Here is a 14,812-nt window from a genome sequence, read left to right as displayed (position 1 = left end):
TCCTCCAAGGATTTGTGTAAAAATAACCTGAACAAATTTTATATATAAGCTAGATTTAGCAAGCTATTCCAAATAAATTTTGTACAACTTATTTTTACATGATGCCTAAGCTGATAGTTTTAATTTTGACTTGAGCTTACCATCTTCCATGTGAACGATGCGATCAGCAATATCTAGGATGCGGTTGTCGTGAGTAACCATCAAGATGGTACAGCCTTGTTCTTTTGCCAGTTTGTGCATAAGATTGACTACATCTCGTCCCGATTGACTGTCAAGGGCGGCGGTGGGTTCATCCGCTAAGATAATTTGAGGATGACTGACCAAGGTGCGAGCGATGCCTGCGGCGGGCTACGCCTACGCTACTCTTTGTTTTTGTCCCCCAGACAGTTTATCAGGATAGTAATGCAGGTGATTTCCTAATCCTACCTGCTCTAGCATCTGGGCTGACCTAGCTAGCATCTTTTTTAACCTAAGATGTTTGTGCAATTCCAAAGCCATTTTGACGTTTTGGAGTGCCGTTAAACTACCATGCAAGTTATGTGCTTGGAAAATATAACCCTTACGGCGTCGCGCCTGCACTAGTTCTTCTGCACTAGCACCACAAAGTTCGCGTCTCAACACCTGCAAACTACCAAATTGGGTAGAACGCAACCCACCGACTAAGGTCAGCAAGGTAGTCTTTGCGGAACCAGAGGGCCCGGTCATAATAATGATTTCACCGGCGTTAATCTCTAAGTTGATGTTAGATAGAACTTGCTTGCGGAGTGAGCCGTGACCAAAGTAGTGGTCGAGATTACGGATGGAAATGACGGGAAGCATAACAATTTTGGATTTTGGATTTTGGATTGTTAATTATTCTGATGCCCATTTTTAAAACATATCAGCGGGGTCGGTGGCTTGGAGTTTGCGGGTGGCGATCGCACCAGAAATTGCACACATAATGATAGTCAGCACTAATACCTGCAATGCCCGAATCGCAGTCATGTACATGGGCAAATTTGTAGCTGTGCGAGTCAGTTGGTAAAGTGCTAAGGACACTCCTAATCCGGGGAAGAAGCCCAGTGCTGCCAAGCTGCCAATATCAACGATTCTTCAAGCACCACACCTAGCAGGTAATAATTGCGATATTCCATTGCTTTGAAGGTGGCGTATTCCTGAACATGGGCATTAACATCGGTGGAGAGGACTTGATAAGACGATAATCACCCCTACCACAAACCCCATCGATACACCCAGGCTGAAAATAAACCCAATTGGGGAATTTGTTCTCCAGAAGTTGTTCTCAAATTCAATAAATTCTGCATGGGTTAATACTCTGACATCATCTCTCAGGTAGGCTTTCAATATTGCTGCCACCTTTTTGGGTCATAGCCTGGTTTAAGAACAATCAAACCTAGACTAGACACTACTTGACTGTCGCCCAGAAAATAGCCGCAAAAAGTTTTGATCGCTAGTAATCAGGTTCCCATCTGCGCCAAAGGAAGCCCCGACTCGGAATAAGCGGCTAATGGTAATTGTGCGCCGTTCTATTTCGGTGGTTAGGGTTTTACCTTGGTCAATTTGAGCGATCGCTTTTTGATAATCTCCTCTTGCACCACGATCAAACAAAACGGTATCTGGCAGCTTAATTTTCTGCAATTGCTGGTTAACATCCGTTAAATCAAAGGCTGGCTTGTCCAGATTAAAGCCAATAACTAATACTCCCGTCTCACGATGTGTTTGGGGATTCTTCCAAATTGTGTTGTTGAAATACATTGGTTCTGCCGACCTTACCCCTGGTATATCCATTGCTTGATAAAGTCGCCGACGAGAAAATGTAGACAAGCTTGGCAAGTTACGGGCTTGGGGACTGGTTAAAACAATGTCTGCTTGCAAACTGCGATGCAGTCTGGTGTTACTGTCATACAGCGCAGTCTGAATGTACTTTGCCAATATCGCTTTCGTAGACTTCGGTTATGACATACATCTGGCTGGTTTGTCCAATATCTGCAATGCCATCATTTGATACTAATTCCCCAGGATGGGGGTGGATCTCAAATACCTGTCCATTTTGGGGCGATCGCACCTGGGACTGTTCCAGATTGACTTTTGCCAGATTCATGGCTGCTATGACACGATTAACTTCTGCTTGAGCTAACCTCCCCGCCTGCGGTGTACATACAAGTCGAATTCCCCCCTTTATAAGGGGGACAGGAAATTTAATTCCCTCCCCTTTGTAAGGATAGGGTTAGGGTGGGGTTCTTTTCTTATAGGTAATTTAGTGGATATGATATTACTCTCCAGTATTAAGAGACTTATGTTCTTGACGAACTACTTTTATTTTTTGAAAGTACTCAGGTATAGTAAACGTTTTCCAAATTATGCTTTGTAACAGCACCCACAATCAGAGAAAATTTAGTGAAAAGAAAACATTTTTTATCAGAAAAAATAAATAAACTTCAAACACTAAAAAATCTCTTTAAATTTGATATTTTTATAATTTTTAGTGATATATTTCACTCCGGAAAGTTTTTTTGCTAAATTGTTTGTTAAATTAACCAACCCATTTGCTAGCAATCACTTCAGTGCGCGATCGCATTTAATCCGGTTGGGTTAACGTTTTAAGGAGGTTCATCTAATTACTCAGATTTCTCACAAGCACCTAAACACATCTGACTAAATTGGAAATCGCCATGAGCAATTCCTCTGGTGCTACAGGTTTAACGATGTGCTGTTGAAACCCCGCTCTTAGTGCTTGCTGCTGATTGATTTCGCCTGCATAAGCAGTCAGAGCGATCGCTGGAATCTGTTTTCCCCCTACTTCTGCTTCCAGAGTACGCACCTCTTGCATCAGCATATAGCCGTTCATCTCTGGCATCCCAATATCGCTGAGTAAGATATCTGGCTTTGACTGTGTTAGCGCTTGTAATGCTTCATCTGCTGATGCAACTGCGGTGACCATCGCTCCAAACTGTTCCAGCACAAAGCTGAAAAAGTTGCGGCTATCAGTATTGTCATCCACAATCAGGACTTGTAGACCCATGAGGGGAGAGGAGGCAAAAACGGCAGTTGAGGAATCAGCATTCGGATCATCGTCGATTGTTGCACTGTTCTTGAGCAGCGGTAACCTAATTGTGAAGATGGCTCCCTGCTCCTCCCCAAGACTTTCGGCCGAAATCGTTCCACCGTGCATCTCAACCAAGTAACGAGCGATCGCTAAACCTAACCCTAGCCCACCAAACTTTCTAGTTGTTGTACTGTCACCCTGACGGAAATAGTCAAACACATAAAGTAAAAAGTCAGGGTGAATGCCTTTACCTGTATCGCTGACGCTAATCTGCGCTTGAGCGTCGATACACTCCAATCGCACATTTACATGTCCCCCAATCGGTGTAAATTTGACGGCATTCGATAAAATGTTCCAGAAAACTTGCTGTAAGCGGGCTGAATCACCCAAAACTTTCCCCTGCGGATCAAGCATGATCTCAATTTTAATAGTTTTAGCCTCTGCTGCTAAACGCACTGTCTCCATTGCTGCTTCAATCGTGGATGCCAGATTGACTGGTATCATCTTGAGATTGAGTTTGCCTTGAAGGATGCGAGAAACATCGAGCAAGTCATCAATTAGTTCAGCTTGTAATTTAGCATTGCGCTCAATGGTTTCAAGGGCTTTTTGGAGCGCTGTCTCATCAAATTTACGGCTCTGTAACAGTTTTGCCCAACCGAGAATCGGATTCAGCGGTGATCGCAATTCATGGGAAAGTACCGCCAAAAACTCATCTTTTATCCGGTTAGCAGCCTCTGCTTCTGCCCTGGCTGTTTGCTCAAGTTGCAAAAGGCGATCGCGTTCTGATTCAGTGCGTTTGCGATCGCTGATATCAGTTAGCATGGCGATCGCGCCCAAGAACTCATTTTGTTCACTAAAAATAGCTCTAGCAGAAATCAGCGTCCATATATACGAACCATCCTTGCAGCGCAATTGACCTTCTTTTAAATCACTCCCTTCTCCCTTTAGCCACTTTAGTATCTCTTCGGCTATCCCATTAGCTTGATCCATAAAATCAAACAAGGAACGACCGAGCATCTCTTGAGCCGGGTAACCTAACATCTCGGATAACCGTTGATTCACAAACTCAGTTCGTGATTGAGAGTCAATCATCCAGATTCCCTCATAAGAGGTATCAACAATTCTGCGATACTTGGCTTCACTCTTCTGTAGCAATTCCTCAGCGGCGCTCCCGCCGCTCCTTAGCTTCCCGCAATGCCCGTTGCACCGAGGGAACTAACCGCCCTAGTCGTTGCTTTAATACATAATCCGTTGCACCGTTCTTCAAGGCTTCGATCGCTAATTCTTCGCCCAATGCGGCAGAGACAAAGATAAAAGGAACCTCTGGACACTGATTTCGGGCAATTTCTAGAGCAGAAATTCCATCAAAAGAAGGCAAGGCATGATCGGCAAGAATTAAATCGAAATCCTCTGTTTCCAGAGCAGTCAGGAAATCAGCACCGATTTCAACTCTGATCAGTTCGCAATTAATTTCCCCTTCAGTTAACATCGCTTGGACAAGCTCTGCATCTAAGGGACTATCTTCCAAAAGCAGAAAACGCAGGACATTCATCATTTAATCTCCTGTTGACGATGAGGTGCAGAAGGTAGAGCACCAACGGGTGGCTGATTAATCACTGCCCAAAATAGTCCCAGACCCTTGATAGCATCGGCAAATTCATGGTAATCTACAGGTTTGACGACATACGCATTTACACCTAACTCGTAGCATCGAACTAAGTCTGGCTCCTCACGGGAAGAAGTTAGTACCACGATCGGAATCACTCGCATTATTGGGTCAAATTTTAATTGTGCCAGTACTTCTAGTCCATCGATTTTAGGCAGTTTCAAATCGAGCAGCACTACAATAGGATGCCCCTCCATTCGCAACCGAAACAGCCCCCGGCGATAGAGATAATCTAGTGCTTCCTCTCCATCACGCACTACCACTACTTCGTTGGCGAGATGATTTTCTGACAAGGCGGCCAATATTAACTCTGCATCGTTAGCACTGTCTTCAATCAGTAGAATTCGCTTGAGTTCTTTCATTCGCCCTCCTTCTTCGCGAGTTTAGGTAGTGAGAAATAGAAGGTGGCTCCACTGTCAACTACAGCCTCTGCCCAGACTTGGCCATTATGTCGATGAATAATGCGTTGCACGTTTGCCAATCCAACACCTGTACCTTCAAATTCTTGGTCGCTATGTAGACGTTGAAATACTCCAAATAGCTTGTGAACATATTGCATATTAAAGCCTACGCCGTTATCTTCTATAAAAAAGACAACTTCGTCTTCATTCTCAGTACTTCCAATAGTAATTTCTGCTGGGTTTCGAGTCTGGGTATATTTTACGGCATTGCCTATGAGGTTGCGAAGGACGAGCCGCAGCATGGAGGGGTCGCCTTGTACTTCTGGCACTGACTCTATGTGCCAATTAATTATGCGTCCTGGGGTTTGGTTGACCAAATCGCGCTTTATCTCTTGCACTAACTGCTCCATATTGAGATTGATGTAGCGCATCTCGCTGCGCCCCATGCGGGAAAATGTGAGCAACTCATCGATTAGTATTCCTGCCTGTTTGGCAGTTTCGGTAATTATTCTTAAATAGCGCTGACTCGTTTCATCTAACGTGCTTGTTGAGCTATGCCGCTTTTGAAGCAATTCTATAAATCCGGCGATGTGGCGAAGCGGTGCTCGCAAGTCGTGAGAGACTGAATAGGAGAAGGATTCGAGTTCCTTATTCGCGGCTTCAAGTTGGAGGGTGCGCTCTTGAATCCGTTGCTCTAGCATTTCGTTCAGTTGTTCCAGAGCGGCTTCGGCAACTTTACGATCGTGGATATCAACACAGGAGCCAATATAGCCGATAAATTCCCCAGTTGGTGCCAAGTATGGTATACCAGTATCCAAAACCCAACGGTCTTTGCCATCAAAGTGTTTGAGGCGATATTCCATTTTAAAACTTTGTCGGGCATCAAAGGCATTGATGTATGTATCTAAGCAACGCTGAAAATCATCAGGATGAACACCTTCAGCCCACCCATTGCCCATCTCTTGCTTCAGAGTCCGCCCGGTAAAATCTAGCCAGGGTTTATTAAAGTAATAACAAAGTTTGTCAGTGCCAGACATCCATAGCAGTACGGGAGCGGTGTCTGCCATCTGGCGAAAGCGGGCTTCACTTTCACGCAACGCTGCTTCTACCTGGTTGCGATCGCGTAGCGCGGCTTGTCTTCGCTCAAGTCAAGAACAAAACCAATGATAGTCTCTTCCTGCTTGACAAAGCCAAGTAAGGCAGGAATTAGAGAGCCGTCTTTACGGATGTATTCCTGCTCAAAAGGCTTACAACTCCCGGCAATTCTTAGTTCTTGAATTGATCGCTCACTCACCCCAATACCTTGAGGTGGGGTAATCTCGCCCAAGCGGATTCGACCAGAGCGCAGATCCTCGCGTGTATAATTAACCATTTGGAGAAAGGCATCATTAGCTTCAATGATCGAGCCGTTCACATCAGCCATAATGATTCCAATGATATTGGACTCTACTAAGCGACCAAACCTTGACTCACTTTGGCGTAGGGACTTAAGGTTCGCTTCAGCTTTCCTTTGGGCTGTGCGGCGTGATTCGTTGAGCCAGATGATTAACCCTGCTGTCATCATGAACACGGTCAGCCGGACTAAAATGTCCCGATGTGTAATGTACAGCGGATAGAGCGGCTGAAGAAACAAGTAGTTAACTATCGAAGTAGACAAAACAGTTGCCAGTAGTCCTGGTGCGAAACCCCCGTACCAGGCACTCACCATCACTGCTGCAAAAAATAGTGCAGAAGGCGTTGCGCTCAGATATGGACGGAGCAGCAGTGTTACTCCCAGTCCTAAGGCTACGGATAGCAAAGCAATAGTATAGTGCAGCAGTTGCTCCCGAATGATTGCGCCCTTATTTGTACTGCTAGCAAAGATGTCTTTAGGTTTAGATGCCCTCACTTTATGAGTCATAACCCTACTCTGCTTCTGGAAAATACTGGTTTAGCAGACTTTTACCAGGTTCACCCATCTTCCGTAACATTTCTTCTATTAATTTTAATGCTATCTGTGAAGGCACTGTATGCCCATTCTGCCAGCGATTGACTGTTTTGAATGAAACTCCTAATTTAGCAGCAAACTGTTTTTGAGAAAGATTGAGTTGCTGCCGAAGCTCCCGAATTAAATCTAAACTTTTTAATCCTTTTGTTACAGACATCTCCTTTTCCTATTCCCATAGAATTACTAAGATAAGACAGGTGTCCTATTGTTTATCTCTCGCTTAGGGAATATTTATCAGGTTATACCAGTAAGTTAGGTTTTGCAGTCACTCTAGCCAATCTTATATCTTAAAAAGGTCACGTTTGAGGTTCAAAGGCTCGACGTTGAGGTTCAAAGGCAGGATTTACGCAAACAATTGCTAAATAAAAAGCTTAATTTCTCGAACCGCCATCGCGCAGCGTCTCGAAGAGAAGACGCCAAGAGCGCCTTTCCTTCGGAACGCTACGCAAACGCAAAGCGTCTCGAAGAGAAGAATTAGTAGAGTGTGCGTAAGTCCTAAGAGGGTGAAACTTAAGCTTTCCAATGTTTGGGTAGTTGAAGATTTTCGGGTAATATTGTTGTGCGATCGCCAGATGTTTGGGGAATCCTAAAAAACAGCGAATGCTGTATTTAGCATCGTCATATCTAAGTAAAGGTGCTATGTTTTCCAAACTAAATTTGCAGCTAAAACTTTTTGGTTCTTTTGGAGTTATTACTGCAATCATTCTGATAATGAGTGTAGGTTCGTATAGCAGTATTTCAAAGCTATCAAGCTATATCGACGAGCTGGCTAACAACGATTTACCCAGTATGGATGGCTTGTGGAAAATCAGTGATGGACAAATTCAAATTGAGTCCTCCGAACGGCTATTACTTAACCAGACCTTGACAAAACAACAGCGGCAGTTGACTTTGGTGCGGATTGACAAAGCCTGGAAACAAATTGATCAGGGATGGGAACAAGCGTTGAATACGCAGCAAGCTTTGAATACGCCGATCAACAACGCAGCAGAGCAACAGTTATCAGAACAGTTCATCCAAAATTGGAAAGTCTGGAAGCAAGCCCACCAGGAATTTATGAGTTTGGAGCGAAAGTTCTATGAGTTTAATATTTCTCAACCGGAGTTAATGCAAGCAAAACTGGGACATCGGCAGCAACAGAATTTGCCTCAAGTAAAGCGCGTTGAGTCTGCTTTAGCTCTCTACACTCAATTGGAGTCCAGTAGACCAACTAGAGAATTACTTTATCAAAAAGCTAATACTTCATTACAAAATCTGCTCAAAAACAATCAAGATTTTGCAGTTCAAATTCAGGAATCTGGCAATAAGGCAGCAAAGCAAAGCCAATTTGCGGCTATAATCAGCATTATAGTGGGATTGGGCGCATCACTGACACTGGCATGGCTGCTAAGTCGGGCGATCGCTCAACCGATCCAGGAAGCTCATGATACGCTGGAACATCGAGTTGAAGAACGAACTCAAGAATTGCAAGAGACGCTAGAGACTCTCTTAAAAACTCAATCCCAATTGGTACAGACAGAAAAGATGTCGAGCTTAGGACAGTTGGTGGCGGGAATTGCTCACGAAATTAATAATCCAGTCAATTTTATTCATGCGAATGTGACTTATCTAGATGAGTATGTAATTGCTCTAGTGGCTTTGCTTAAGATGTATGAACAGGAGTATCCTCAAACAAGTCCCGGAATTCAAGAAATGATTCAGGAGATTGACTTAGAATTTTTAGCAGAAGATTTACCTAAAATGCTTGCTTCTATGAAAGTGGGAACGACGCGAATTAGTGATATTGTTCAATCGCTCCGCACATTTTCTCGTATGGATGAAGCAGAACTAAAGCCTGTTAACGTTCATGCTGGGATTGATAGTACGCTAATGATTCTGCAACATCGCCTGAAAGCTAGACCAGAATGCCCAGAAATTCATGTAGTCAAACACTATGGCGATCTGCCGTTAGTGGAATGTTATGCAGGTCAACTCAATCAGGTGTTTATGAATATTCTGGCAAATGCAATTGACGCGCTAGAGGAATACAATTGCGATCGCAGCCATCAACAGATGTCAAAGAATTTTAGCCAAATCACAATTTCAACCGATATCAACACCCAAAATCAGGTAAAAATTGTAATTGCAGATAACGGTTCAGGAATGTCTGAATCTGTGAAACAACACATCTTTGATCCGTTCTATACGACAAAACCTGTGGGTAGAGGGACGGGGCTGGGATTGTCTATTAGCTACCAAATTATCACGGTCAAACACGGCGGAACATTGGAGTGCTATTCAACTTCGGGACAGGGAACGCAGCTTGTAATTCAAATTCCAGTAAAGGCAAGCTGATAGTAGAAACTATATTAGTATTTTGTGAAAACGGTAGAATGCGCCCAAATAACTAATGATGCTGCGATAACTTAACCAGACTGCCGCCAATCTGTCGGTACTTCTATATAATCAGGTAGACGAGTAGTGCGATCGCCAAGTGCCTTTCTAATCTGCTGCAACTCTAAGTTTTTAGCCCCTGTTAAAATTGTCCCTTCCAGTTTGACATCACTGAGGTTAGCTTCTGAGAAGTTAGCTCCCATCAGATTTGCCTGAGTCAGGTTAGCTTGATAAAAGGTTGCCCTATACAAGTTTGCTCCGATGAGGTTTGCTTGATGCAGGTCAGCTTCCGTTAAGCTGGCTTCTGAGAGGTTGGCAAAATAGACTTCCGTTTGGTGGAGTTTGGCTGCATTCAAGTTAGCCCCTGAAAGGTTGGCCCCATTTAAGTTAGCCCCTGAAAGGTTAGCACCAATTAAACCCGTCATCTGCAAATTGGCTTTACCCAGTTTTGCTCCTTGCAAGTTAGCGAGAAACAACTTTGCTCCAGAGAGATTGGCCATTTTTAAGGTTGCTTGTTGCAAGTTAGCTTTATAGAGGTTTGCTCCTTGCAGATTAGCTATACGCAGACTTGCGCCACAGAGGTTGGCTGAACGCATGTTTGCCCCACAAAGATTAGCGCGGTTGAGATTAGCCCAACAAAGGTTTGCTCCACATAGGCTAGCTTTTTGTAATTTAGTTTCATAAAGAATAGACCTAACGAGTTTAGCGCCATTCAGGTCAGCCTCACTCAAGTCGGCTCCACGCAGGTCAGCCCCACTCAAGTCAGAACCACGTAAGTCTGCTTGTTGGAGATTAACTCCTAGCAGGTCTGCTCGTCTGATGTCGATATTGCGTAAATCAAGTTTCTGATCTTTTGGGTCTTCGAGTAAATTACGCCTGCCGATAACAGTTAGGGCTGCTTGAATATCAGTGCGGATGTTTGGCAATTCTTCATGCAGGTTTTGCTCCAACTGCTGAGTCGGACGCGACCCACTTCTACGCCTACCTGAGTAATCTGCTGGTGAATATTCTGGCTTTTGTTGCTCTACCCTCACCTGCTGGATATGTACATTCTCTCGCACAAAGGCAGTGAGGATTTCCATGATTGTCCAGTGTTCAGTAGGAAAATCCTGAGCAACTCTTTCTAATGCATAAATTGCACCTGTTCGGGTTTCAATCTTATCATGACCAAGCTGGGCAATTGCCCCCATAAAGCGTTCTGAAATCAATCTGTCTTGATTGATTTTGGCATTCTGAATGCCAATTTCCAGGTTTTTCTCAGCTGCGATCGCATTTTTCTGCATTGCTTGGGCACGCTTTGATGCATAATAAGTATTAAATATTGCTGCCGATGTTAGAAAAACTATTGCAGTAGTTGTTAATGCTTGATTTCTATATTGGATTTTTTCCTGAATTGACAACTCCTTAATACTGGACAACGCGAATAAAATTACAGTCAATGAGAAGCCAAATATAACTGTTATAGTTATCAACCAATTCAACGGAGCGTCTGTCTTTTTAGAAGACATGGTAAAGATTTTCCTTACAACCTAGAATTATTACTTAGATATTTGGGCAAAATAGTATAGCATTTAGCAAAAAATTATAATAGGTGTCAAGACACTCATTGAACTAAGGAATGACATCGAATATACTTATACGTTGCGGCAGAAATAAACCACCCATTCCAAAACAATGAAACGCTTGTGGTACAAGAATTACGAATTATGAATGACGAATTTCGCCTTATCCACCTAAACCAGAGGCGAACGCGTAGCGTATTGTAGATAAACCGTACTATAGCAATCTTATTTGAGTTGTAAAAATTCTCGTAGACGCGCAGCGGCTTGCCGCAGGCTACCGCCAAGCCCCCAAGCCGCTAAGAGCGCCAAAAGAAGAAGGAAAGAAGTTTACGAATCATTTAGGACTGCTATCGTAAGCTGTGGCGGAAGTTTGACTACTTTTAACAAGGGGATTTTGCCCGTTGTTAAGTCCCAAGTCTTGTTAATTTAAATGGTAGCTGAATTTACACCTTGCGGTACTAGTATTTTACTTAGAAAATTTTGCTTCCCTAAGATTTGCCCCATCAAGTATGGCATCATCGAGAATTGCCCCGTCCAACCTAGCTAGATATAAGCTTGCACAATGCAGGTTAGCGCCAGAGAGGTTAGCTCCTTTTAGGTTAGCTGCACTGAGGATTGCTCCTTCTAGGTTGGCTAGATATAAGTTAGCTCCTTCTAGGTTAGCTGCACTGAGAATTGCCCCAGCAAGATTAGCTTCTCTGAGATTAGCCCCAGCAAGATTAGCTTGATAGAGATTTGTCTGTTCTAGGTTCGCCCTATTCAGGTTTGCTCCTCTCATGTCCACGTGACTTAAATCAAGTTGCTCATTTTCTGGGTGTTTATTTAAGTAGCTCGACATAAAGAATTCCCGGTTTTTAGTCAGGGCTTTAGCCCTAACATCAGGGCTAAAGCCCCTACTAAAAGCCAATCCCAATCTTTTGACATTACTTAACATAGTTTGATTTATTCCCGCCGATTTACTTACATCTCTTCTAGCGATAACGGTAAGGGCTGCTTGAATATCTGCACGAACTTTTGCCCCGATATTGCTTGTTACTTCCTTTTGGGGCGTGTAATGAGCATTTTCTCGGACAAAAGTAGTAAGAATCTCCATGATTATCCAGTGATACTGTGGATAATTTTGGGCAATTTGCTCTAAATCATTAATTACAGCGAGACTGGTTTCTATTGTCTTATTCCCTAATTGTTCAATTGCTATTTTTAAACGTTGTTTTTGTAAATTATACTGAATTTTGTTAAATTTTTGCTGAAAAGCATGTATCCCCAGACATATTTTTGATAATCGACTGTTATTTGTTGATGAAATATTTTTTGAAATATTTTTAACAGTATGAAAATAATTAATGATTACTGTCAACATACAAGAATTAAAGACTTAGTACTGATTGGTGGCAGTCACAGCCATCAATTGTCCTGAGAATGTTTGGAATGAAGACGTTACCCAAAGTAAGTTTGACGTTGATTACTGCAAATAAAAAGACAGCCGACTCTGGAATGCTACCAGGACACATTGCTGGATTTAACAGCTACGATGAATGCCATATTGATTTGCGACCTTTAGCGAACTTTGCTCAAGCACAGTTGTATATTAACAGAGTAGTTGCCCTAGACTTGGAAAATAACAAAGTTGTTTGTGCTACGGACTTGCGGTAGATTTTGATGTACTGTCTATTGATATTGGCAGAACTCCGGCCACAGTGTCTGTATCAGGTGCAGCAGAATATGAGATCGCAGCTATTGGAACATTGGTATGAACTAATTGAAGCTGTAGGTAAAAATCCTTAAGAACTAATTAGCATTGCGATCGTGGGTGGTGGTGCTAGTGGTGTACAATTGGCGTGGCGCACGCAATCATCATTTACATCGGATTATTACATCAAACTTAACAATCAATTCAAAATCTGGAAATTCATTTATTTCAGCGTGACAATGCCCAATGCCCAATATCCAATTTCTTCATTGAAGCTGTTCAATTAGCTGAATAATTTGTTGATAATACTGGATATTTCCTTCTTGGTAATATAAGTCAGCGGATTTCTGGAAATCGGCAATTGCTCCTTGAGAGTCTCCGAGATTTTGGTATACATCTGCCCGAAGGATGTAAGCTGAAGCCCAATTAGGCTGACGCTTTAAGGCTTGGTTTAAATCTGCAAGCGCTCCTTGTAAGTCTTTTAATAAAGAACGGCTACGACCCCGATTGTACCAGTCTTCAGCAAAACTGGGGTCGCTCGCGATCGCTCGACTGTAATCTTCTATTGCCCCTTGAAAATCTTCTAAGGCATAGCGAGCATTAGCGCGATCGCTGTAAAATGCAGCAGATTGGGGATTAATTTCCAAAGCTTGGGTGTAATCTGCGATCGCACTTTCATATTCTTCTAAAGCATAGTGGGTTGAACCTCGGTTGTAATATGCTTCAATTAAATCAGGATTAATTTGCAATGCTTGATTATAATCTGTGATCGCTCCGTGTTCATCCCCCAAAAGACGACGAGCATTTCCTCGATTGCAGTACGCTTGAGAAAATTCAGGCACAAGTTCTATTGCTTGGGTGTTATCGTTAATTGCTCCCTGTAAGTCTTGCAGGGCTTCACGGGCAATACCCCGACCATAATAAGCTGCGGCTAAGTTATCATTAATCTCTAATGCCTGATCGTAATCTTTAATTGCTCCTTTATGATCTGCTAGAGAACGACGAGCCGCCGCGCGATCGCAATATCCTTCAGCTAAATTAGGATTGAGTTGTAATAGGCGATTGCTATCTTCAATTGCACCTTGATAATCTCCCAGTCGGCGACGAGCATTCGCGCGAAAGCCGTATACTAAAGCTAGAGTCGGATTTTCTTGTAACGCTTGGTCATAATCTGCGATCGCACCCTCATAATCCTCAAGAGTACTACGGACAAGACCCCGCTCACAATAAGCTTGCAGATCATCAGGATTTAGCTTTAATGCTTGGTTAAAATCCTCAATTGCTCGGTGATATTCTTTGAGATGAGCAAGAACCAGACCCCGATTATAGTATGCTCCGGCAAACATGGGATTGATTTCTAGGGCGCGGTTGTAAGAAGCGATCGCACTTTGATAATCTGCTAAAGCGTAATGGGCATTACCTCGGTTATGATAAGCCTCGGCTAAGTTGGGATCTAATTGTAATGCTCGGTCATGATCCGCGATCGCTTCGTGATAATTTCCTAAAATATGATGAATATTACCCCGATTACTGTAAGCTGCGGCAAAATGGGGATGCCACTGTAAAGCTTGCTGAAAATCAGCGATCGCTCCTTGATGATTACCCTTTTCAAAATGAGCTACACCCCGATTATGATAGGCATTGGCAATATCAATATTGATATTATCAGCTAACTGGGTACTAGTTTCTATTGTTTGGATATAATCAGCGATCGCTTTGTCGTAGTCTTCTAATGCAAAGTAAGCATTACCCCGACTGTGGTAAGGTTGGGCTAAATTGGGATCGATTTGTAATGCTTGGTTATGATCAGTGATCGCTCCTTCATAATCGGCTAAAAAGTAACGAGCATTACCTCGGTGATAGTAGGCTGTGGCAAAATTGGGATTGATTTCTACTGCGCGATTAAAATCTGCGATCGCACTGCGATAATCTTTGAGTTGACCACTTAAAATAAGCCCTCGATTATGGTAAGCTTCAGCATAGTTAGGGTTGAGCTTGATTGCTTGGGTGTAAGCTGCGATCGCTCCTTGATAATCCCCTTGCGAACTGTGGTTTAATCCTTGATTTAAGAAGTCTTTAGCATTCAT

11 protein-coding genes and 3 pseudogenes are annotated in these 14,812 nt (G+C 43.0%); 2 read left to right on the top strand and 12 right to left on the bottom strand.

Features of this window, described 5'->3' with window-relative positions; genetic code table 11:
* Positions 1-105: 105 nt before the first annotated feature.
* The 9 genes and pseudogenes from V7K21_RS26780 to V7K21_RS26740 all read right to left on the bottom strand — a co-directional run bounded on the left by V7K21_RS26780 (position 106) and on the right by V7K21_RS26740 (position 7,257).
* A pseudogene (locus V7K21_RS26780) lies at positions 106-819 on the bottom strand (DevA family ABC transporter ATP-binding protein).
* A gap of 51 nt (positions 820-870) precedes the next feature.
* Positions 871-1,917, bottom strand: a pseudogene (devC, locus tag V7K21_RS26775) (ABC transporter permease DevC); the annotation flags it as partial.
* A 1-nt stretch (position 1,918) separates the two neighbouring features.
* Positions 1,919-2,134: pseudogene (locus V7K21_RS26770) on the bottom strand (HlyD family secretion protein); the annotation flags it as partial.
* Between the two features lie 507 nt (positions 2,135-2,641).
* A complete protein-coding gene (locus tag V7K21_RS26765) occupies positions 2,642-4,138 on the bottom strand; it encodes a hybrid sensor histidine kinase/response regulator (RefSeq protein ID WP_335178597.1) in 1,497 nt (498 codons plus the stop codon).
* Positions 4,139-4,205: 67 nt separating this feature from the next.
* Positions 4,206-4,601 (bottom strand): response regulator, encoded by a 396-nt coding sequence (locus V7K21_RS26760; RefSeq protein ID WP_335178595.1) that lies wholly within the window; start codon positions 4,599-4,601, stop codon positions 4,206-4,208.
* On the bottom strand, positions 4,598-5,074 hold the full coding sequence (locus tag V7K21_RS26755) for a response regulator (protein WP_335178593.1): 477 nt from the start codon (positions 5,072-5,074) through the stop codon (positions 4,598-4,600). Before V7K21_RS26755 ends, V7K21_RS26760 begins: the two co-directional genes overlap by 4 nt.
* Positions 5,071-6,210: a sensor histidine kinase gene (locus V7K21_RS26750; RefSeq protein ID WP_335178591.1), complete on the bottom strand. Its 1,140-nt coding sequence runs from the start codon at positions 6,208-6,210 to the stop codon at positions 5,071-5,073. Before V7K21_RS26750 ends, V7K21_RS26755 begins: the two co-directional genes overlap by 4 nt.
* An 8-nt stretch (positions 6,211-6,218) precedes the next feature.
* Positions 6,219-7,013 carry a DUF4118 domain-containing protein gene (locus V7K21_RS26745; RefSeq protein WP_335178589.1) on the bottom strand — a complete coding sequence of 265 codons (795 nt, stop codon included), beginning with the start codon at positions 7,011-7,013 and terminating at the stop codon, positions 6,219-6,221.
* A gap of 4 nt (positions 7,014-7,017) precedes the next feature.
* The gene (locus tag V7K21_RS26740) at positions 7,018-7,257 is read right to left on the bottom strand and encodes a helix-turn-helix domain-containing protein (RefSeq protein WP_335178587.1); all 240 of its coding nucleotides are present in this window, start codon (positions 7,255-7,257) and stop codon (positions 7,018-7,020) included.
* A gap of 443 nt (positions 7,258-7,700) precedes the next feature.
* Here V7K21_RS26740 and V7K21_RS26735 point away from each other — a divergent pair, with 443 nt between their 5' ends.
* Positions 7,701-9,434 (top strand): ATP-binding protein, encoded by a 1,734-nt coding sequence (locus V7K21_RS26735; RefSeq protein WP_335178684.1) that lies wholly within the window; start codon positions 7,701-7,703, stop codon positions 9,432-9,434.
* A 71-nt stretch (positions 9,435-9,505) separates the two neighbouring features.
* Here the strand turns inward: V7K21_RS26735 and V7K21_RS26730 are convergent, their stop codons facing one another.
* Both V7K21_RS26730 and V7K21_RS26725 read right to left on the bottom strand, forming a co-directional pair.
* Positions 9,506-10,981, bottom strand: coding sequence for a pentapeptide repeat-containing protein (locus tag V7K21_RS26730; RefSeq protein WP_335178585.1), 1,476 nt, complete (start codon positions 10,979-10,981; stop codon positions 9,506-9,508).
* 520 nt (positions 10,982-11,501) lie between these two features.
* Positions 11,502-12,395: a pentapeptide repeat-containing protein gene (locus tag V7K21_RS26725; RefSeq protein ID WP_335178583.1), complete on the bottom strand. Its 894-nt coding sequence runs from the start codon at positions 12,393-12,395 to the stop codon at positions 11,502-11,504.
* Between the two features lie 68 nt (positions 12,396-12,463).
* On the opposite strand from V7K21_RS26725, the gene V7K21_RS26720 reads away from it, so the two are divergent.
* The gene (locus tag V7K21_RS26720; RefSeq protein ID WP_335178581.1) at positions 12,464-12,688 is read left to right on the top strand and encodes a hypothetical protein; all 225 of its coding nucleotides are present in this window, start codon (positions 12,464-12,466) and stop codon (positions 12,686-12,688) included.
* A 303-nt stretch (positions 12,689-12,991) separates the two neighbouring features.
* Here the strand turns inward: V7K21_RS26720 and V7K21_RS26715 are convergent, their stop codons facing one another.
* Entirely contained in the window at positions 12,992-14,812 is a 1,821-nt protein-coding gene (locus V7K21_RS26715) for a tetratricopeptide repeat protein (RefSeq protein WP_335178579.1), read from the bottom strand.

The organism is Nostoc sp. (genome assembly GCF_036919595.1).
Lineage (GTDB): Bacteria > Cyanobacteriota > Cyanobacteriia > Cyanobacteriales > Nostocaceae > Nostoc.
This window is presented reverse-complemented; position numbering and strand designations above follow the sequence as displayed.

Excerpts from the sequence above, each read along its gene's own strand:
- V7K21_RS26765 (WP_335178597.1), bottom strand. The coding sequence starts at position 4,138 with ATGATTGACTCTCAATCACGAACTGAGTTTGTGAATCAACGGTTATCC.
- V7K21_RS26760 (WP_335178595.1), bottom strand. The coding sequence starts at position 4,601 with ATGATGAATGTCCTGCGTTTTCTGCTTTTGGAAGATAGTCCCTTAGAT.
- V7K21_RS26755 (WP_335178593.1), bottom strand. The coding sequence starts at position 5,074 with ATGAAAGAACTCAAGCGAATTCTACTGATTGAAGACAGTGCTAACGAT.
- V7K21_RS26745 (WP_335178589.1), bottom strand. The coding sequence starts at position 7,013 with ATGACTCATAAAGTGAGGGCATCTAAACCTAAAGACATCTTTGCTAGC.
- V7K21_RS26740 (WP_335178587.1), bottom strand. The coding sequence starts at position 7,257 with ATGTCTGTAACAAAAGGATTAAAAAGTTTAGATTTAATTCGGGAGCTT.
- V7K21_RS26735 (WP_335178684.1), top strand. The coding sequence starts at position 7,701 with ATGCTGTATTTAGCATCGTCATATCTAAGTAAAGGTGCTATGTTTTCC.
- V7K21_RS26730 (WP_335178585.1), bottom strand. The coding sequence starts at position 10,981 with ATGTCTTCTAAAAAGACAGACGCTCCGTTGAATTGGTTGATAACTATA.
- V7K21_RS26725 (WP_335178583.1), bottom strand. The coding sequence starts at position 12,395 with ATGTTGACAGTAATCATTAATTATTTTCATACTGTTAAAAATATTTCA.
- V7K21_RS26720 (WP_335178581.1), top strand. The coding sequence starts at position 12,464 with ATGAAGACGTTACCCAAAGTAAGTTTGACGTTGATTACTGCAAATAAA.
- V7K21_RS26715 (WP_335178579.1), bottom strand. The coding sequence starts at position 14,812 with ATGAATGCTAAAGACTTCTTAAATCAAGGATTAAACCACAGTTCGCAA.